Raw genomic sequence first — 20729 nt, 5'->3', positions numbered from 1 at the left:
CGTGAAAAAAGTTTTACTCTCCGGTTTATTATTCCTTTTCTCTGCCCGGTTAAGCGCCGGCGACGAATTCTGTAGCATAAGAAACAATAGTTTTAGCGCAGGAGAAAACATATCGCTAGTAGTTTTTTATAACGCCCTTGGTTTATATATCAATGCAGGTACTGCCAACTTTACTGTAACTACTGAAAGGCTTAATAACAAGGCAGTGTACCACATAGTTGGTACTGGCGTAACAAACAGTAAATACGATTTCATTTTTAAAGTCCGCGACCGCTACGAAACCTTCATTGATACAAGTAACCTGCTTCCGTATAAGTTTATCAGAAATGTGGATGAAGGCGGTTATAAGAAATATGAAAACATCACTTTTAACCATACAGCTAATACAGCTTTGTCAACGCAGGGCGTTTACAAAGTTCCCTCTTGCATCCAGGATGTCGTAAGTTCAATGTACTATGCTCGTAACATAGATTTTAACAGGTACAAGCCGGGAGACAAGATTCCCTTTACCATTTTTCTCGACAACGAAGTATATAACATGTATATCCGCTACCAGGGAAAAGAGACTATAAAAACCAGGTACGGTAAATTCAGGGCAATTGTTTTTAAACCTTTGTTGGTAAAAGGAACGTTGTTCGAAGGTGGAGAAAAAATGACCGTATATGTAAGTGATGACGCTAATAAAGTTCCGCTGAGAATAGAAAGCCCTTTGTTAGTCGGCTCTGTAAAAGTCGACCTGATGAGTTATCAGAACCTTCGATACCCCTTAACGTCCCTCATTAGTTTTCGATAGGTAATAGCTTTCTTTCTTGTAGTCTTTATGTTGCCAGCGTTGGTTTCTTAATTGATCATCGTTGCGACGCAATACTTTCATCGGCAGATCTTCAAGCAACTGGTGTTGCAATCCTTTTCTTAGTGTTTCTTCGTTACTTAATTTCCGAACCGTTGTTATTAATCAACTTGAGCTAAGTTTGAATGGCAATGGTTTCAATGTTTTTTGAACAAATTTTCTAATCAGCATAATTCCATTTCAAAATATTGGGTAAATTACACAAACCCATTTTATTATGCTCTGGAGAAAGTTCAGCGGAGAACCAATTCATCTCCCAATTAAAGAAGCGGTAGAAACGGCTATTAAGAACGAAACGGCAGCCGGAAATAAACTAAAAGTTTGTATTGGAACCGACAGCCAGGTGAAAGGCCAGGAAACTGAGTTTGCAACTGTCATTGTTTTTTTAAGGGAAGGTCATGGTGGCTTTATGTACATCAACAATGATAAAACAAGACAGAAGTATTCTATCAAAGAGAGAATGCTTGTTGAGGTTGCAAAAAGTATAGAGATTGCTTACGAGCTATGTCACCTGTTTACAACCTATGACGTCGACATGGAAGTTCATGCAGACATCAACACAAATCCACAGTTTAAAAGTAACGATGCGTTACGCGAAGCAATGGGTTATATACTCGGAATGGGCTTCGCCTTCAAAGCAAAACCGGAAGCTTTTGCCAGCAGCAGTTGCGCCAACAAAGTTGTGAATTAGAGAACCGGGATTTGTACGATTGAAAAATTTTGGAGGAAATAAGTTCCTCCTTAGAGATCGTCTCCCTTTATTTTTTCAAAGGGCCTTCTATTCATTTAACGACCCGAATCCTGCATATAGTTCAGATTACTTGTTTACTCTCCTTTATAAAATTGTTCGTTACACTCTTCGATAAACGAGAGCACTTTATCTCTACCTTGTTTTTTAATTGCGCTGCTCACAAAATGCTGGGGTAAAAACTGCCATGTTTTTCTCATCTCTTCAAAAAAGGCCTTTATGTTAGCGGCAATAGTTCGTTGATTTTCTTTATCGCTTTTTGTAAAAACAATGGTAAATGGTACTTCCCATTTTCTTAGTTGGTCCACAAATTCCAGATCAATCTTTTGGGGCTCGTGCCTGCTGTCTACCAGAATAAAGACATTTACGAGGTTTTCTCTTTTTCGTAAATAATTTTCGATCATCTGCTCCCATTTCCGCCGACTACTTTGAGATACTTTGGCGAAGCCGTACCCCGGCAGATCGACGATATACCAGGTATCAGGTTTTTTATGTCCAATTGGTGCTTCCTGACCTTTCCAAGATTCAATGACAAAATGATTGATCATTTGAGTTTTACCGGGAGAGCCTGATGTCTTTGCTAATTTTTGGTTAGCAGTAAGCATGTTTATCAAGGATGATTTGCCAACATTACTGCGCCCGATGAATGCATATTCAGGACGGTCAGGAGCAGGGCAGTTGGTATAATCAGGACTGGAAATAACGTACTCAGAAGATTTAATAAACATGGCTGCAAGGTAACAATTAACCTTCAACAGCTAAGAGCAGTTTAAGACAAGAGGAAAGAGAACGAGCATTGTTTTAAAGAATATTCCATGGAAAGCTTTCAACTTCTTCCTAATAAAACTTTACAAAAGGCTTGTAAAAAAAAGGAAGCTGCTGGCAGCTTCCTTCATCAATCCGAAACAATTTGAGGTCAATAAAAATTAAAAACCCCGACTTATTATAAGGTTGTTTGTTAGGTTAGCAACGGCCAACTAATAGATCCTTCAAATTGTTTCGTTAATAAGACAAACACTATACCAACGAAGGTTGCTTGGGAATAGGATTATTAAAAAAAACAGTCTTTGGCGCAGTTAGTCCTATAAGAAGCAACGAAATTTTTAAAATAAAGTGCTAACCCTTACCTTTGCGCCAAAATTTAGACCAATAAAAAATTTGTCATATGTCAAAAATTGGTAAGGTAAAACAAGTTATAGGCGCGGTAGTGGATGTGCAGTTTGAGGGCAGTTTGCCTCAGATCTACAATTCACTTGAGTTGAAGAGAGAGAACGGCGATATACTTGTGATGGAAGTTCAGCAGCACCTTGGTGAAGATAGCGTTCGTTGTATAGCGATGGATGGAACAGAGGGCCTGGTTAGAGGTATGGAAGTAAATGATACCGGACGGGCGATCAGTATGCCTGTGGGAGAAGGTATCAATGGACGTTTGTTTAATGTAACAGGTGATGCTATAGATGGTTTGCCGCCAGTTAGCAAACTTAATGGCCGTCCTATACATGCTAAGCCTCCTACCTTCGAAAACCTTAGTACGTCTTCAGAAATCTTATATACCGGTATTAAAGTAATTGATCTTATCGAGCCCTACTCAAAGGGTGGTAAGATCGGACTATTTGGTGGTGCTGGTGTGGGTAAAACAGTATTGATCCAGGAGTTGATTAATAATATCGCGATTGGTTATGGTGGTTTGTCAGTGTTTGCCGGTGTGGGTGAAAGAACACGTGAAGGTAATGACCTGATGAGAGAGATGATTGAGGCTGGTATTATGAAATACGGCGAGAAGTTCAAGCACAGCATGGAAGAAGGTGGTTGGGACTTGGACTCCGTAAATCTTGAAGAATTAAAAGAATCAAAGGCAACTTTCGTTTTTGGACAAATGAATGAACCTCCCGGAGCACGTGCTCGTGTTGCTTTAAGTGGTTTGACTATTGCCGAATATTTCCGTGATGGAGATGGTCAGGGAAAGGGTAAAGACATTTTGTTTTTCGTAGATAATATTTTCCGTTTTACACAGGCTGGTTCTGAAGTATCTGCGTTATTGGGTCGTATGCCATCAGCGGTGGGTTATCAACCAACTTTGGCTACCGAGATGGGATTGATGCAGGAAAGAATTACCTCAACTAAGAACGGTTCTATTACATCTGTTCAGGCAGTATATGTACCTGCAGATGACTTGACTGACCCAGCTCCTGCGACAACTTTCGCTCACTTGGATGCTACAACGGTACTGTCTCGTAAAATTGCTGACTTAGGTATTTATCCTGCTGTGGACCCTTTGGATAGTACCAGTCGTATTCTTACTCCGGGTATTGTAGGCGATCAGCACTATGATTGCGCCAACCGCGTAAAATTGATTTTGCAGCGCTATAAAGAATTGCAGGATATCATCGCTATTCTAGGTTTGGATGAATTGAGCGATGAAGATAAACTGACCGTTTCAAGAGCGCGTAAAGTACAGCGTTTCCTTTCTCAGCCTTTCCACGTTGCTGAACAGTTTACAGGTTTAAAAGGAGTTTTTGTAAGTATCGAAGATACCATCAGAGCTTTCAATTCAATTATGGATGGTGAAGTGGATGATTACCCTGAAGCTGCATTTAACCTAGTGGGAACTTTAGAGGATGCCGTTGAAAAAGGTAAAAAAATGATGGAAGCAGCAAAAGCATAAACTATGACTTTAGAAATATTAACACCGGAAAAGAGGCTTTACAGCGGAGACGTTTATGGTGTACAATTACCTGGTATCGATGGAAAATTTGAAGTTCTCAACAGGCACGCACCCCTTGTAAGTGCTTTGGGAAAAGGAAACATAAAGGTTATAAAAGATAAAAATACAACCGCCGCTAATTTCACAATAGAAAGCGGATTTGTAGAAGTCTTGAATAACAAAGCAACAGTGCTCGTAGAGGGTGTTACCGAAGTATAAATTTCTTCAGTGAAATAATAAAAACTCTCAAGCAAATCGCTTGGGAGTTTTTTGCTTTTAACCCCCGTTTGAAGTAAAAAGGACAGTAATCTGACAATTTAAAATCTCATTCCTGCTGTTACGTCAGATCGGGATAAACGCAAATCATGCGTCCTTAAGTGAAGGCTTACATCATATTAGTCGAAAATTTAAAGCTTTCTTAAAAAGGTTCAAACCTGCGGTCTTTCATTTTTTTTCGCATTTGTAGGCATCTGGTTTGATTAATTATCTGTGTTAATTAAATCAACAAAAGGAAAAAATATGAAAAGCAAGAATGTGTTGTGGCTCACAATCCTGGCATTGGGTGCAATGTTTAGTGGTTGTACGAAAGATCCTGTGGCTAACCTAACTGCAGAAGAATCCCGGATTTATATCACTGATCATGATTCGACGGTTAATTTCTCGACTTTCAAAACATTTAGTATTTCTGACTCCGTTGCAGTAATCAATGACGGAAGGGCTTCTAAAGAAATTACTGCGACAGACCGGGCATTTATCGATGCTGTTAAGTCAGAGATGCAGGCAAAAGGATTTACGCTGGTAAATAAAAGTGCTAATCCTGACCTAGGTATCAACGTTAGCAGAATTTACAATACCTCAACCGGTATAGTTAGCTACAGAAATTATTATGACATGTACGGGGGTTACTACGATCCTTATTATTGGGGATACGGTGGGTACGGTTACTACAGCCCATACAGCTATGCAACTTATTCTATAAGGGAAGGAGCACTTTCAATAGACATGCTCAACCTTAAGAATGCCGCTGCCAGCAACAGGATCAATGTAATCTGGACAGGTTTGATTCGTGGTTCAGGAATTTTCAATTCGTCCACTGCTGCAGACCAGGTTAAAATGTTATTCAATCAATCAGCGTACTTAAAAAATCAGTAAAAAATCTATGAAAAAGAATATTGCAGTATTTATGACATTGCTTGTGTGCATGCTGACCCTTTCGGCATCTGCACAACAAAAGCTAAAAATGGAGCTCGGGTATAACGTGGGTACTCCCCTTGGAAGTTTCAAAAATGATTTTATTAGTAAAACTTCATACAGGGGTGGTTATGGTGAAATCAGTTACGCCTTCAATCCGAAGTTTTCATTGGGATTACATTCTGGCTTTCAGAGTTATTATCAGAAATATGACCGCCAGGTCTACAAATTACAAGGAAACGAAACCGTGTCTGCCGTAGTTAGCAATACTATGGAAATTGTTCCGGTTATGTTGCGTGGTACGTTTTCGCCTTTAGGTGCTTCTGCTACAGCTAAGGTTCAACCTTATGTTTCTGCTGCCGCAGGTGTTAGCTTAATTAATTATGGTCAGTACTTGGGTGAGTTTGGTGGAACAGAAGCGTCAGGTCCTTTCTCAGCGCAAGCTGGTGCCGGTATCAAAATTCCTTTTGGAAACCAGTATAACCAAACTGCTTTTAAAATCGGAGCGACTTACAATTTTACCAATTATAAGCGTAATGATATCTCTAATCTAAATACAGTAGGTTTTAACGCGGGGGTAGTTTTTGCCCTAAAATAGTTTAAACCTCTAAATATTTAAAAGCCGGTTTTTTTAATAAAGCCGGCTTTTTTTATGGGACTAATTTAATTGAGGATCTATGGGATAGTTAATCATCTGTACATACTCGCCTCCTAATTGTTTCAGGGCGTCTTTCCAGGTGTTGTCTATGTTGGTAGGAAATATAAGTTTACGCGTGCCTTCTCCTGTGATCCAACTTTTCAATTTCATCTCTTCTTCCAGTTGCCCTTCGCCCCAGCCGCTATAGCCAATAAAGAAACGGATGTCTTGCTGTGTCAGTTCATCGGCTTTTAAAAGTTCGACGATTGTTTCAAAGTCTCCGCCCCACACTACTCCATCTGTTACTTCCACTCCACCGGGGATAAGATCCGGACGTTGGTGCAAAAAATGAATCGTATCGACTTGCACGGGTCCGCCATAATAAACTGGAAAATCTGAAGTCTCAAGTCCGCTCAATAACTCTCCTAATAATTGCTCGTATCTTCTGTTTAAAACAAAGCCAAAGCATCCCTCTTCCTTATGCTCACAAATAAAAACTACTGAGCGCATAAAGTTCGGATCTCGTAAAAAGGGATCGGCTATTAAAAGTTTTCCAGAAAAAACTTCGGTCATATTGAAAAGTTAGTACATATTAAGATTTGTAAAGCTATTTTAATTAAAAAATTTCGATGTCAAGGACGCGTTAAAAACGATAAAAGCCCGTGAGCGCTCTTCTAAACGCTGATATTCACTTTATATTTGCTGTGATGAAGAGAATTTTCCCTGTAATTATTGTGCTAATAACGTTGTCATTGCTAGGCATAATTGTATTGCAGGTGAGTTGGTTTAGAGACATGACTCTTCTGCGGAAGGTGCAATTAAGAAAAGGTGCCGAAGAAGCAACTACCGAGGCCGCCATCGAATTAGGGAAACACGCATCTTCAGCTCCATTTTTTAAAATTCCCCGTAAACAAAACTTAAGTCTGCTACCTAACGACTACGCCATTGGTTATGGTAGACCGCTTTTATCGCAGCACTTTTCCGTTTTCGAAATAAAAGAAAAAATTCAAAAAGCATTTAATAGCAAAGGTCTTGAAGACGTGCACTTCGAGTTTGGTGTTACATCCAATTCGTCTGCTTACACGCTAGAACTTCAGACCGATAATTTTTTCAAAGAGGCGGATGATACGGTTCATAACAGAAGTATAATTGTTCCCATATTGCCGCCGGATAACGAAGACATATTACAACCCCGCGAGCCTTTCGAACATTTGATCGTGATTATTCCAAATTTCAAAATCCAGGTGTTGGAGTCTATGATGTGGGTGGTAATGTTTGCCGTCGTCTTTACACTCATCATAGTTACAGCTTTTGGTGTAACAGTTCAGGCATTACTTCGACAGAAGAAATTGAGCGAAATCAAGACGGATTTTATTAATAACATGACCCACGAGTTTAAAACTCCGCTCGCAACTATTTCACTCGCAGTGGACGCTTTAAGGAATGAGAAGGTATTGGCGCAACCCGAAAAGATGTCTTATTTCAGCGGCATTATCAAGGAAGAAAACAAGCGGATGAATAAGCATGTTGAGACAATTTTACAAGCTGCATTGCTTGACAGGCAAGAGTTGAAGCTCGACATGAATAAGGTACATGCGCACAAACTAATCGAAAGCGCTCTAAATAACTACCAGCTTCAGATACAGGATAAAGACGGCAAAGTTGAATTGAAGTTCGATGCTAAAAACGATGAGATAATTGCGGACGAGAACCACTTTACAAACCTTTTATCAAACCTTTTTGATAATGCGATAAAATATTCTAGAGAAAATCTTGTGCTAAAGATTACGACTTGTAACACCGGTAAAAACCTGCAGATAAAAATTCAGGATAATGGAATTGGTATGAATAAGGAAACAGTAAAGCGAGTGTTCGAGAAATTCTACAGAGCTCACACAGGAAATCTACACAACGTAAAGGGGTTTGGTTTAGGAATGAGTTACGTAAAGACCGTTATTGATGTGCACAAAGGACGTATTAAAGTTGATAGCACTCTCGGTAAAGGAAGCTGTTTTACAGTAGAAGTTCCTTTGGCTGATAAGAGCGAATAATTGCCGATTTTCTATAAAGACAAAAAGCTGCCAGTTACGGCAGCTTTTTGTCTTTATAATAGTTTGCTTCGACTATTGCAGAATTAGTGGTTTGCTATAAGTTGTTTTATCATTACTTAGCTGAATAGTGAACTTTCCTTTACCTATTGGACCGTCCAATAAAAGTGTTTGCGAGGTAGTGCCTTGGTTGATTTGAATTAAACTTTGATACACCTGCTGCCCCAAATCATTAAAGATGTTCGCCACATACTTCCCCTCGAGATTTGCTAACTGAAGGTGAACCAGTTTTCCTTTAACCGGGTTTGGAAAAATAGTAAAGCCGCTTTTATCATTGTTCACAATCACTTTCACCACGCTACTATACCCTGCTTTTCCTGCCTTCTCAATTATCTTGATACGGTAAAAGTTCTTTCCAATGGTTGCGTTCTTATCCAGCCAGGAATAGGTGTTGGTTAACTGGCTATCTGCTTTCGCCGACGTAGTAAATACTCTTTTGAAGTCTTGTCCGTTCAAAGATTTTTCAACTTCATACTCTTTAATATTAGTTTCTTTCGAAGTATTCCATTCTACCTGGATACATTTTTCCTTTTGGTAAGCTTTTACATTGGTAAAGATGACGGGCAATGTTTTCGCCGGAGCAAATACGATTGAGAAACGGTTTGAAGCAAAAGATGCCGAATCTTCCGTAATGCTAAAAGGGATTGTCGTCGAGCTCGAAAGATCGATGGAGTATTGTTGTTTTAAGTAATCGTCTTTCAACGTCGCGGTGACTGAAGAATTAAAATCATTAGCGTCGAACTTAAAGAAATAATCTTTCTGTCTGAACTGCCAGATTTTAATAGGGATCGTGTCATTGTCTATTATGTCCGGCCGCCCTTCAATGCTCAATACTACCCCGTTTCGATCGATCGCAATATTTTCATCGAGGTTGGTAAACTTGTAAGAGTCTTCTTCACTAACCCTGTTTGAAAACTTGCTTCCAAATACCGCCACAAAACCATCAGCTACAATATGATTTCCTACCTCACCATCAAGCAGTAGTTGCACAGAAAGCTTAGTCATCGTGTTGGCGCCTCTGAAAATGGCTGTATTGTTATAGCTTTTATTTGTCTCATTAAAAGTTATAGATGGTGTGGTAGATGTTGATTGCACAAAAAAGGCCTGGCCCGATTGTATATTTTCATTTAGTGCAGAGTTTGCATTGCTGCTGGTTAGAGAGTATCCGTTGTATGACACATAGGCACCACGCTTACTTTGCGCCTCATCCCAACCGTAATAGGTCGATGAAAGGCCGGAAGTAGTTAGCGTGTTCCAGTTTACAGGACATGCATAAGGATTACCCACAAAACTATATCCCCCAATCTTTTTACTTAAGACAGATGAACCTACCGTTTTTGTACCTATTAAAAGAGAACCGGTAGCCCTGATAATTGTGTTAGATGGTGTAGCCTCATTATTATTTAAGTCAACGGCTCTGCTCCCCCTGATCATAAAACGATAGGGAGTTCCTGCCGTCAAAGTTCCGGAGCTGTTTGGCACGGGGTTCCATGACTGAGCATCATTATCAAAAGTAAAAAGTGAAGGATTGTAAGTCTGCGTGGGATCCAGGCTATCACTTGCTGTTTTAGGTCCGGTAATATGCGTTCCGTAACCTGGGTTGGGATTGTAATTGTTCCATCTATCAGGGTTTACTACTCCCTCCATCCAGTTATTTTTTATGCTGGTAATTGTCGTTACGGTAGGTGACATAAAACGGAAAGATCTGTTTGCAGGAATAAATCTTTCTACTATAAAAGCTCCACCTGAGCCGTAAGTTACCGAAGCTGTAGGTCCGACAGCAGTCACCATAGATGTATTTAATGTGCTTGTTGAGCGAATTGTAATCTTATTAGTTCCAACTGCCAAGGTTCCACCCGTAATATTAATTTTTCCCGGAAGCGTTCCACCCGCTATAACCAGGTCTGAAAGCATGTTAACCGTTCCCCCTGCTACAGTGAAGTTTTTAAGAAATTGACTACCGATAGTAAAATACAAATCAGAGTTTCCCCGTGTAGTAAATCCTGAAGAAGTTGAACCCGAGATACTACCGGTACCCGTGCGAATACTTCGTCCAACGTCAAGAGTAGTATTATCAGCAATAATGGCTACGCCATTTTTTACATCAAGGGTGCCGGCGATTGTTAAGTTCGTAAGCGTGTTCCCCCAAGGCCGGTTTGATAAGACAAATGTGTGCTCAGCACGTGTAAAGTCAACAGGAGTGCTGCCGCTTCCATCTGTATTTGCGCCCCAGGTAGAAGGTATATTTATGTCGGGGGAACTTTTAGAATAAACAACTATAGCAGCGGTGAGAGCTGCTGCGTTACTGGTAACAGAAGCGCAGCCTGCATTGGCATTATTAATGGCTCGAACAGTATACAAGCCGCTGTCTGCTCTTTCCATTGGACTTATAGTATAAATTGAGTCAACAGCTCCGGCAATATCTACCCCATTTTTTTTCCACTGATAACCCGTAGTATTTGTTGCAGTAACCGAAAGCGTAACTGTATTACCCGTTACAATGGTTTGAGAAACAGGTTGCTTTGTAATTTCTGTATTCAGATATGCCTTAGTACTGGTAACAGTTCCACCCGGATTAGTGACCACTACGTCGTACGCCCCTGCGCTGCTGGCAGTAACAGGGGAAATAGTATATACAGTGCCTGTAGCACCGGGAATACTCACATCATTTTTTCTCCATTGATAGGTATCGCTTGTGCCTGTAGCAACAACAGAAAAAGTAGCAACAGAAGCTGCACCAGTACAAACCACCTGAGTTTGAGGTTGCTGGGTAATAGTTGGTGGAGCAATGACAAAACCATCAGTGTTGTAAGCAACGAAACCTATATCACTTTTTCCACTGGGTTGAAGTACCAAAGATGCTACGGACGCTTTGTTCGTTGAGTTAATACCAAAGTCTGATAGCTTGAAAGCAGTTAAGCGGATGGGGCGGGTATTATTAGGAGCTATTCCTCCTGTTATGACCGCCTGGTCACACGGTACATTTCTTTGTAAATCATAAAAATCAACCAAATAAGTTCCAAGTACTTGAACAGAACTCCAGCTAACTACTATTTTGTTTCCCACTACCACATTTGCAGAATTGACAAAATACATAGTGTCAGTCTTAATTGGATCAGGATCCGCTATTTGGGTAAATAAAATGTCCGGTTTTGCATCGGCAATGGAGTTGGCGTCAATGCTCTGAACCGGAAAAGTTAATTTAGCTGAGGTCGGTATATCTATTACGCCTGTTCCTAGGTTGAGTCCATTAGTGCCATCAGTAAGTACATCTTTCATTTTCACTGTAGGTAATGGAGTGCTATATCCGGCAGGTGCACCATCATAATTTATGGCAAGGCCAATAGCACATGCGACTGAAGTTATCGATCCAGTAACAGAAGTGATAGGCAAACATTTATAATTTCCAGTGGTAAACGAAACGCCCTTACTTGTTAACGTCGTATTATTAGCACCTGTCGAATAAAGTGTCCCTCCTACTGTAAAGGCTAGTAAATTATGGCCATCATTCGGTTTAGTAGCATTATTAGTCGTTGTGTTTGTACGCCAGTACCCACCAAAATCAGTTATAATTTCTGTAACCTGTTGGGCTTGTAAATAAGTTGAAGTAAGAAGAAAAACAAAAAAAGAAAAAACAGTTTTTTTAGTGAAAATATTAAGCGTTTGTAGTTGCCCTGGTTGTAAAAATTTTATCATATCCAGCTTTTTAGTTTGTTGTAAGAACGCGATAGTCGTAACATTAAAAACGGGGCTGGATGAAAAAAAATTACTTCAATTTACAATGACGCCCGAGAGGGCTACGAATATGGCGGATATGATTATGAGTTTTAGCCTGTTCAGGAACAGGCTAATAAAAATTAGGACGAAGAAATGTAATAATGCAAAGAAATTGAAAGAGAATGCAGGTTAGTTCTGCAGCAATACATTCTTACTTTTTTGTGCTTTTTTGTAAGCTCTTATTTTTAGCAGGCCGTACACTACGCCTACAGCTACCAATAAACCAACGCCATCATCGAATGGAACGTCAGTTACACCGTAGGGGCTTTCTCCATCAAAGTCGATTGGGCTACCCTGGGCATGCATTATTATAGGTAAGGCCATAACTACTAATACGATAACCATTCTTTTAAACATTCTCATACTTACTTTTTTTTCGGGTAAGACATGTAGCTCCCTTACTGTAACTTTTCTTTTGATTACTACTACATACTCAACGTTCGGTTCGGTTTAATATTTTATCCCTCGAAGTTTTTACAAAGTTTTTATAATTAGTTGACGCTAGATATTCAGTTCTATCACTATTAACAATTGCCTGATCACTCAGGAAGGCCTGACGCTTTCAAACTTTTTTAAACCTATTTTCAAAAATAGTTTTCAGACTTTTGCGGAAACGGAAAGGCTGGTAGCGGTTTTATCCGGGTGAGACAACAATGGATTATATCAAAACATACAAGAGTTTTATTAATAGTCACTACTTGAGCGAGGGTGTGCGGATAACAACCGGCGTTGTTCTTCCTGCGCTAGCTTTTAGCTATTTTGATATGTTTTCTGTTGGTATCGTAATTTCTTTAGGGGCACTTTTTGTAAGTGTCACTGATAGCCCCGGACCTATTCACCATCGAAAAAACGGAATGGCCGTTTGTATTGCCGGCATCCTGATCGTTACGCTCTTAGTTGGGTTTGCTGCAAAGTCATCCGTTCTTCTTGCTATTCTTTTACTTGCCGGTTGTTTTTTTTTCTCGATGATTGGCATTTACGGAACACGCCCCGGTTCTATTGGAACCGCTGTCATGCTGGTAATGACCCTCACGATTGATCCCCGGCTAAATCTTGATACTTCTCAAAAAGTACTTACGCATTCTTTTTATATGGTCTGCGGAGGATTTTGGTATATGGGCTTCAGTATGTTGCTGTACAACTTCCGGCCGTACCGGTTACTGCAACAAGCGCTGGGGGAAGCTATACAAGCAACGGGAGAATACCTGATGACCAGGTCTGAATTTTACAAAAAAGAGGTAAACTACGAGAACACGTTTAAGCAGTTGCTGCATCAGCAGGCTATTGTACAAAATAAGCAAGATGAATTAACCGAGCTCTTGTTTAAAACCAGGAGCATTGTAAAGGAATCGACAAACATTGGGCGGTCTCTTGTAATGATTCATTTGGATGTGGTCGACATTTTTGAAAGAATAATGATGTCTCATCAGCAGTACCCATTGCTGCATGAGTATTTTGACCAGACGGGGATTTTAAATGATTACTACGATTTGGCAAAAGAGCTGGCTTACGAACTTGAGGATCTTGGAATAGCGGTAAAGAGCGGTGAACGGTCGAGGCAAAGTCGGGACCTGATGCAACACATAGATCAAGTGACCGAAAAGCTGAACCAGTTACGTCTTACCTACTTGCACCCCGACAACATCGAAGGTTTCATTAGTTTAAGAAGGATTTTAGAAAATATTCAAGATCTCGCGGAGCGACTGGCCACGCTTCGTAAATACACTGACTTTGACGGGTCTTTCAAAAAAAGAAAAATTAAGGGCTCCGACTACGAGCACCTGATCTCATCGCAACAAATCACTCCAGGTTTGTTTTTCAGCAACCTTACTTTAAAGTCAGACACTTTCCGGCATTCCTTACGGGTAAGCATTGCAATAGTTGTAGGATTTATTATCGCTTCAGCCTTAAAGATTGGTCACAGCTATTGGGTACTGCTTACCATAGTGGTAATACTAAAGCCGGCATTTAGCTTAACCAAAAAAAGAAATATCGACAGGCTTGCGGGTACGTTTGCAGGAGTAGTTATTGCGCTGGGCATACTATACCTGGTGGATAACAACACTACGTTACTTGCGTTCCTCGTAGTTTTTATGGCAGGCGGTTACACGTTCATGCGGACCAACTACTTTATCAGCGTACTCTTGATGACGACTTACCTGCTTATTTTTTATCACCTGCTTAACCCGGGCGATTTTAAGATATTGCTAAAAGACAGAATTGTTGATACGCTTATTGGTTCTGTTATCGCATTTATAGCGAGCATTTTCCTTTTTCCGTCGTGGGAAAGAAAAAAGTTTAAACCAATCATGGTTACGATGTTGTCTGATGTGAAGGAATATTTTTCCGTAGTAGCAGAAGCTTTTAGCGGCCGGCAAATCGATCCTTTGGCAAAGCAGCTAGCCAGGAAAAACGCACTTGTTGCTTTGGCCAATTTGTCTGACGCTTTCAATCGAATGATTTCTGAGCCAAAAAGCCAACAGCAGGGGGTGGAGCTTTTGCATCATTTTGTGGTACTAAATCATATGCTCACGTCGTACATCGCGACGTTATCTCACTATCTCCAAATGAATGTCATCCCTTATAGCTCGGATGATTTTATAAAAGTTGCGGAGGATATCCGACAGTATTTCACCAATGCAATGAGCTACCTGAATGATGAGGAAGTGACAGAAGAAACAATTAGTAATAAAGAGTCTTTGCGTAAGCTCAATGACCGCGTCAATCAACTGATGCAAAAAAGAAAAGAGGAACTGCAACAGGGCCAGATGGAAACTTCTACCCGCAAACTGTTGTTCGACTTGAAGTCAATTGTTGACCAGTTTAATCTGATTTATAATGTGGCTGTCGATCTTAATAAAATAACGCAAACTCTAAAGATTGAATAGCTGGAGCGACGGGATGTTTTTTTGTTACCAGCTTCAGTAGCTCTGTGAATCTCACGTTGCACACTTTTACGGGCGGTAATTCTATTGAGCTGTACCACACTAGCCGTATTATACCATTTAAAAATTCAGCCATTAAAAGGTTGAAAGTACTGCTGCAAAGAAGGCGGGCAAGTTAGGTTTGCTGTAAAAGTGAGTGACACAACAATGTGCAATAGAAATACCGGAGCTGGTCACAAAAGAATTTCAGGAAATCTCTTTTTGTACAATTACACTTTTACCTTCAAAAAGGTAAAAACTAAGGCTGCGATAACAGCACCAATACACGGCCCGATGATAGGGATCCAGCCGTAGGACCAATTGCTGCTGCCTTTGCCTGTCATGGGAAGAAGTGAGTGAGCAATGCGAGGACCAAAATCACGCGCGGGATTGATGGCATAACCGGTGGTTCCGCCCAAAGAAAGACCGATCGCCCACACCAAAAAGGTAACCGGAATGGCGCCCAACGAACCAAGGCCAATAGGTGTTTTTTGATCAGTAATTTCTGCATTGGTAAAATAAAAAATAACAAATACGAGCACAAAGGTTCCAACAATTTCACTTAGCAGGTTGAAAACGCGGTTGCGAATAGCAGGCGCGGTACAGAAAACAGCGAGCTGTGAATTTGGATCTTTGGTTGTATTAAAATGATCCCGGTAAACGATCCAAACTAAGAAAGCACCGATGACAGACCCAATCAACTGGGCAACGATGAAGGTCAATACTTTGTTCCAGGCAAATTTGCCAGCCACAGCCAAACCAATCGTTACCGCCGGATTTAAATGAGCACCACTATAAGGTGAGGCGATTACCACACCTACAAAAACAGCAAGCGCCCAACCGGTCGTGATCACCATCCAGCCGGCGTTATTTCCTTTTGTTCCCTGTAGTACTACATTGGCTACAACGCCGTTTCCTAATAAAATAACCAGCATAGTGCCTATTAATTCGGCTGTAAATTCTGACATAAGGAGTTTTGAGTTTTGGGTTTAGAGTTCCGGGTTGCCAACTTTCACTCGTTGGGAAGTTTTGTAAAAGCTGCTCGAAGTTTTGCGAATCATCAAATCGTTCATAAAACAAGCTAATCCTCGGTCCAGGCCTTGCAGGTTTTAACAGCTTTATGCCATCCTTTTATTAAAACCTCGGGATTGTTTTCTTTAGAAGGTTCAAACGCCCTGTTGATTTTCCACTGTTGGCTGATCTCTTCGACGTTGCTCCAGAAACCAACGGCAAGGCCAGCAAGATAAGCAGCCCCCATAGCTGTAGTTTCGGTAATCTCAGGCCGAACTACACGGGCCTGCAACACATCAGCTTGTATTTGCATAAGCAAATCATTTACAGTCGCGCCCCCATCCACCCGAAGTTCTTCGATTGAGACTCCTGAGTCGGCCTCCATAGCCTTTAGAACTTCCATAGTTTGAAGCGTAATGCTTTCCAAAGCTGCCCGCGCTATGTGTGCAGAAGTGCTACCGCGGGTTAAACCGACTATGGTGCCACGCGCATCCTGGTTCCAATGAGGAGCGCCTAAACCAGTGAATGCAGGAACTACAAATACACCTCCGTTGTCGGTGACTTTTTGCGCAAGTTCTTCAACGTCAGCAGATGAAGAGATAATGCCCAGCCCATCCCGTAGCCACTGCACTACTGCGCCACCAACAAAGATGCTTCCTTCCAAGGCATATTGCACCTGGTTTCCAATTTTCCAGGCAATGGTTGTAATCAGGTTGTTTTGGGAAACAACTGGCTTGTCGCCGATATTCATTAACATAAAACAACCAGTGCCATAAGTGTTTTTAACCATCCCGGTCTTTGTACACATTTGTCCAAAGAGGGCCGCCTGCTGATCACCGGCAATTCCTGCGATTGGGATTTTTGCAGCTAGTATTTCACCGGCAGTCTCGCCAAACACTTCGCTCGAAGAACGAACCTCAGGGAGCATATTTGCGGGAACTCCGAAGATTTGCAACAACTCTTCATCCCACTGAAGCGTATGAATATTAAAAAGCATCGTTCTCGATGCATTCGTTACATCGGTGACATGGGTTTTACCTCCAGTAAGATTCCAGATAAGCCATGAGTCAACAGTTCCAAAAGCCAGCTTTCCTGACTGGGCGTTTTCCCTGGCTCCCGGCACATTTTCAAGAATCCATTTAATTTTTGTTGCAGAAAAATAAGCATCTACAATAAGGCCGGTTTTTTCCTGGATGAGTTTGTCTGTGCCTTTATGTTTCAACTCGTCACAAAAAGAAGCTGTTCGTCGGTCTTGCCAAACAATGGCATTGTAAACGGGCTTGCCTGTTTCCCTGTCCCACACAATAGTCGTTTCCCTTTGATTGGTTATACCAATGGCAGCTATATCAATTGGTCTTAATCCTGCTTTAATAACAGCTTCTGCAACCACGCCTGCCTGCGAAGACCAGATCTCGTTGGCGTCGTGCTCTACCCACCCTGGTTCGGGATAGTATTGCGTAAATTCTTTTTGAGCAACCGATTCAATATTGCCTTCGTGATTAAAGACGATAGCCCTTGAGCTTGTAGTGCCCTGGTCAATTGAAAGAATGAATTTTTCCATCAGCGGGTTGTTGGTTTCTGTTGTAAGGTTCAGTGGTATGATTTGAGAGATTAGGTAAGTACTGATAAGCGAGCTGGTGAAATTTAGCCAATTCCAATCTTTTCCATTCCTCAGAGAACCGAAGCTCTTCGGCTATTAACTCTATCACCCGTGGTGCTGCTTCAATTGCAGCTAAAGCATCCAAAAATAAAATCCGCAACCTGCGTGCGAGGACATCTTCTGCATTTCTTGCCATTTCATATCGCACTGCCCACACTACTTCAGCTTCGGTGTAGGGTAAATGACTTACTAATGATTTATTCAATAACGGATTTTCTTTGATCAATTCCTTTATACCTGCTGCATCGGTTCCATATACAGAAAGATGACCTTCGATAAGAGTGGTTGTGCAACCATGCACCTTTAGTTTTTTTGTCTGGCAATTACCTTTAGCTAAACCGGCTACTTCGATTGCTTTGTTTACAGTCTCTTCCGCCATCTTGCGATAAGTCGTCCACTTGCCCCCGGTAATTGTTATTAGTCCAGATGTATTTACAAGCAGCTTATGATCGCGTGAAATTTCTTTGGTGCTGTTTGTATTCTTATTGTTTGCAGCGAGAGGACGCAATCCTGCAAACACACTAAGTACATCTTTACGTGTCGGAGTAACAGAAAAATATGTTCGTACTGTCTCAAGTACAAACTCGATTTCTTCTTCGAGCGCCACAGGTTCTATACTGCTTGATGTAAGCGGTGTATCGGTCGTGCCTACCAAAACATGTTGATGCCATGGAACTGCAAATAGTACCCTGCCATCCCTGGTCTCAGGTATCAGTATAGCATTGTTGCTTTTTAGAAAGGTTTCTTTTAAAACAAGATGTATTCCCTGGCTTGGTCTTACCAGTGGCTTTCTATTGGGTTCGTCAAACTTAAGAACCTCATCAACGAAAATTCCGGTAGCATTAATCACAGCTTTAGCTGATAGCTTATATTCCTTATTAGTTTCTAAGTCAATCGCCAACACTCCTTTTACTTTTCCATTTTCTTTCTGTAAGCCTGCTACTTTACAATAATTTAAAAGCACTCCTCCTTTGGCAGCGCTCGTTTGGGCAAGGTTAATAGCGAGCCGTGCATCGTCAAATTGGCCATCGAAATACTCGATACCAGCAATGAGCCCTTTAGCATTGATATTGGGAAGCTGGTGTACTACTTTTTCCCTGCTAAAAAAGCTTGAACTGCCGAAACTGAACCGACCGGAAAGCCAGTCATAGAGTTTTAAACCAATCAAATATTTTACGGTAGAGAACCAACTATAGCATGGTATAATAAACGATTGAGACTTTACAAGGTGCGAAGCATTTTTGAGCATAATTGCCCGTTCGTCTAAAGCATTATACACTAGTCGGATGTCGCCTTTTGCTAAGTAACGAACTCCACCGTGAACCAGCTTGGTGCTTCTGCTAGAAGTGCCTTTAGCAAAATCAGCTTGTTCTAGAAGTAGGGTAGAAAATCCCCGGGAAGCGCTGTCGACTGCAACACCTAAACCTGTTGCTCCTCCACCGATTACGATAACGTCCCATACAGCCTGGTCGTTTATCCTTTTTATAAATTCATCTCTGGAGAACCTTGTTATTGGTTGCTGTTCAGGCATTAAAACGAGTTAAGTTATGGCGAAACAAGATAGATCTGTAATTTACAGGATTATACATCTAGTTTCATTAGTAGTGTGAATTTTTTCCGCCGCAGTTTTCTTCCTCCTTTTCTACTTTAAGCCTTTTTCAAGTACTTTTTTAAATCCTTCGAAATTTGCATCAGAAAATACGAAAGCATCACGACGCTTTAATACTAATTGAGCCGCAAATTCCTCGTACTGCTTTCTTTTCAATTCATAGCACTCACAAAACTTCAACTGCTATCTTTGCCGCAAATTTTTGAATGTATGTTACAGGTAAGTTTTATTCGTCAAAATCGGGAAGCTGTATTGGAAAGACTGGCAATAAAGAACTTTTCACAAACTGAGTTAGTAGATGAAGTGGTGTCTTTAGATGACGAAAGAAAAAGGCTACAAGTAGAGTTTGATAACACGCAGGCGAGAGTAAATAGCGCATCCAAAGAGATTGGCAATCTAATGAAGCAAGGTCAAAAGGAGCAGGCTGAGACGTTAAAATCGGAGGTAGCTTCTTTGAAAACAGGTATAGATCCTTTGAAGCTTAAAATGGCAGAAGTTGAAAAAAGTCTGCTTGATAAGTTATTGCAAATACCCAATTTACCCGCTAAAGAAGTACCAAAAGGTAAAACGCCCGAAGACAATGTAGTTGTAAGAGAAGGAGGAATAAAACCAACGCTTGAAGAAGGGGCAGTTCCGCACTGGGAATTGACGACAAAATTGAAGCTGATAGATTTTGAACTTGGAACAAAGATTACAGGAAGTGGATTTCCCGTATATACAGGCAAGGGTGCAAAGTTGCAAAGAGCATTGGTTCAATATTTTTTAGATTTCAATACTGCTGCAGGATATCTTGAATACCTCCCTCCATTTATGGTAAATGAAGAAAGCGCTTACGGTACAGGACAGTTGCCTGATAAAGAAGGGCAGATGTACCATGCAACGGCTGATAACTTCTACATGATCCCTACCGCTGAGGTGCCTGTTACTAATGTCTACAGGGACACCATTTTGAAGGAAGATGATTTACCAATTAAAATGACGGCTTATTCTCCTTGCTTTAGGCGGGAGGCCGGAAGTTATGGTAAAGATGTGCGCGGATTAAACCGCCTGCATCAATTTGAAAAAGTTGAGATTATACAGATCGTCCACCCCGAAAAAAGCTACGAGGTGTTGGATGGAATGGTTAGTCATGTAGAGAAGTTGCTGCAAAGCCTGGAATTACCTTACCGAATACTTAGACTTTGTGGTGGCGACATGAGTTTTACCAGCGCCATTACTTATGACTTTGAAGTATATAGTGCAGCACAAGATCGTTGGCTCGAAGTAAGTAGTGTAAGTAACTTCGAAAACTTTCAAACGAACCGATTAAAGTGTCGGTTTAAAGATGCCAGCGGAAAGACTCAGCTCACCCATAGCTTAAACGGTAGTTCACTTGCCCTTCCAAGAATTGTAGCTGCTTTGTTGGAGAATAACCAGGCAGGAGAGGGGATCATGTTGCCCCAGGTACTTCATACCTATTTTGGTGCAGAATGGATTTTATAGATAAATCCTTCAAAGCATTCAAAGGCAT

General features: G+C 41.0%; 16 protein-coding genes. 9 read left to right on the top strand and 7 right to left on the bottom strand.

Annotated elements, in window-relative coordinates:
- Window position 1: 1 nt before the first annotated feature.
- Complete coding sequence (locus SAE01_RS14220) at window positions 2–793, top strand: DUF3108 domain-containing protein (protein ID WP_147204448.1); 792 nt, start codon at window positions 2–4, stop codon at window positions 791–793.
- 274 nt (window positions 794–1067) lie between these two features.
- A complete protein-coding gene (locus SAE01_RS14215) occupies window positions 1068–1541 on the top strand; it encodes a ribonuclease H-like YkuK family protein (protein ID WP_147204447.1) in 474 nt (157 codons plus the stop codon).
- A 134-nt stretch (window positions 1542–1675) separates the two neighbouring features.
- Here SAE01_RS14215 and yihA read toward each other — a convergent pair whose 3' ends face one another.
- Window positions 1676–2326 (bottom strand): ribosome biogenesis GTP-binding protein YihA/YsxC, encoded by a 651-nt coding sequence (gene yihA / locus SAE01_RS14210; RefSeq protein ID WP_147204446.1) that lies wholly within the window; start codon window positions 2324–2326, stop codon window positions 1676–1678.
- Between the two features lie 437 nt (window positions 2327–2763).
- On the opposite strand from yihA, the gene atpD reads away from it, so the two are divergent.
- The 4 genes from atpD (at window position 2764) to SAE01_RS14190 (ending at window position 6091) form a co-directional block, all read left to right on the top strand.
- Complete coding sequence (gene atpD, locus SAE01_RS14205; protein ID WP_147204445.1) at window positions 2764–4263, top strand: F0F1 ATP synthase subunit beta; 1500 nt, start codon at window positions 2764–2766, stop codon at window positions 4261–4263.
- Between the two features lie 3 nt (window positions 4264–4266).
- A complete protein-coding gene (gene atpC / locus SAE01_RS14200) occupies window positions 4267–4521 on the top strand; it encodes an ATP synthase F1 subunit epsilon (protein ID WP_147204444.1) in 255 nt (84 codons plus the stop codon).
- A 300-nt stretch (window positions 4522–4821) separates the two neighbouring features.
- The gene (locus SAE01_RS14195) at window positions 4822–5454 is read left to right on the top strand and encodes a DUF4136 domain-containing protein (protein WP_147204443.1); all 633 of its coding nucleotides are present in this window, start codon (window positions 4822–4824) and stop codon (window positions 5452–5454) included.
- Window positions 5455–5461: 7 nt separating this feature from the next.
- Window positions 5462–6091: an outer membrane beta-barrel protein gene (locus SAE01_RS14190; protein ID WP_147204442.1), complete on the top strand. Its 630-nt coding sequence runs from the start codon at window positions 5462–5464 to the stop codon at window positions 6089–6091.
- 60 nt (window positions 6092–6151) lie between these two features.
- Here the strand turns inward: SAE01_RS14190 and SAE01_RS14185 are convergent, their stop codons facing one another.
- A complete protein-coding gene (locus SAE01_RS14185) occupies window positions 6152–6703 on the bottom strand; it encodes a YqgE/AlgH family protein (protein WP_147204441.1) in 552 nt (183 codons plus the stop codon).
- A 134-nt stretch (window positions 6704–6837) separates the two neighbouring features.
- Between SAE01_RS14185 and SAE01_RS14180 the strand changes: the two genes are divergently transcribed.
- Window positions 6838–8181, top strand: a complete 1344-nt coding sequence (locus tag SAE01_RS14180) for a sensor histidine kinase (RefSeq protein ID WP_147204440.1) — start codon at window positions 6838–6840, stop codon at window positions 8179–8181.
- A gap of 72 nt (window positions 8182–8253) precedes the next feature.
- Here the strand turns inward: SAE01_RS14180 and SAE01_RS14175 are convergent, their stop codons facing one another.
- Both SAE01_RS14175 and SAE01_RS14170 read right to left on the bottom strand, forming a co-directional pair.
- A complete protein-coding gene (locus SAE01_RS14175; protein ID WP_147204439.1) occupies window positions 8254–11934 on the bottom strand; it encodes an immunoglobulin domain-containing protein in 3681 nt (1226 codons plus the stop codon).
- Window positions 11935–12144: 210 nt separating this feature from the next.
- On the bottom strand, window positions 12145–12378 hold the full coding sequence (locus SAE01_RS14170; RefSeq protein WP_147204438.1) for a PID-CTERM protein-sorting domain-containing protein: 234 nt from the start codon (window positions 12376–12378) through the stop codon (window positions 12145–12147).
- A 290-nt stretch (window positions 12379–12668) separates the two neighbouring features.
- On the opposite strand from SAE01_RS14170, the gene SAE01_RS14165 reads away from it, so the two are divergent.
- On the top strand, window positions 12669–14903 hold the full coding sequence (locus SAE01_RS14165) for an FUSC family protein (RefSeq protein WP_147204437.1): 2235 nt from the start codon (window positions 12669–12671) through the stop codon (window positions 14901–14903).
- A gap of 266 nt (window positions 14904–15169) precedes the next feature.
- Here SAE01_RS14165 and SAE01_RS14160 read toward each other — a convergent pair whose 3' ends face one another.
- From SAE01_RS14160 to SAE01_RS14150, 3 genes are all read right to left on the bottom strand, one after another.
- Window positions 15170–15907, bottom strand: a complete 738-nt coding sequence (locus SAE01_RS14160) for an MIP/aquaporin family protein (protein ID WP_147204436.1) — start codon at window positions 15905–15907, stop codon at window positions 15170–15172.
- Window positions 15908–16020: 113 nt separating this feature from the next.
- Window positions 16021–17511 (bottom strand): glycerol kinase GlpK, encoded by a 1491-nt coding sequence (gene glpK, locus SAE01_RS14155; RefSeq protein ID WP_147204435.1) that lies wholly within the window; start codon window positions 17509–17511, stop codon window positions 16021–16023.
- A complete protein-coding gene (locus SAE01_RS14150) occupies window positions 17486–19141 on the bottom strand; it encodes a glycerol-3-phosphate dehydrogenase/oxidase (protein WP_147204434.1) in 1656 nt (551 codons plus the stop codon). Before SAE01_RS14150 ends, glpK begins: the two co-directional genes overlap by 26 nt.
- Before the next feature lie 288 nt (window positions 19142–19429).
- On the opposite strand from SAE01_RS14150, the gene serS reads away from it, so the two are divergent.
- Window positions 19430–20701, top strand: coding sequence for a serine--tRNA ligase (gene serS, locus SAE01_RS14145; RefSeq protein ID WP_147204433.1), 1272 nt, complete (start codon window positions 19430–19432; stop codon window positions 20699–20701).
- Window positions 20702–20729 lie beyond the last annotated feature (28 nt).

Origin of the sequence: Segetibacter aerophilus, assembly GCF_007991655.1 — a bacterium.
GTDB lineage: Bacteria > Bacteroidota > Bacteroidia > Chitinophagales > Chitinophagaceae > Segetibacter > Segetibacter aerophilus.
The sequence above is the reverse complement of the archived record's forward strand: the minus strand, read 5'-3'. Positions and strand labels throughout refer to the sequence as shown.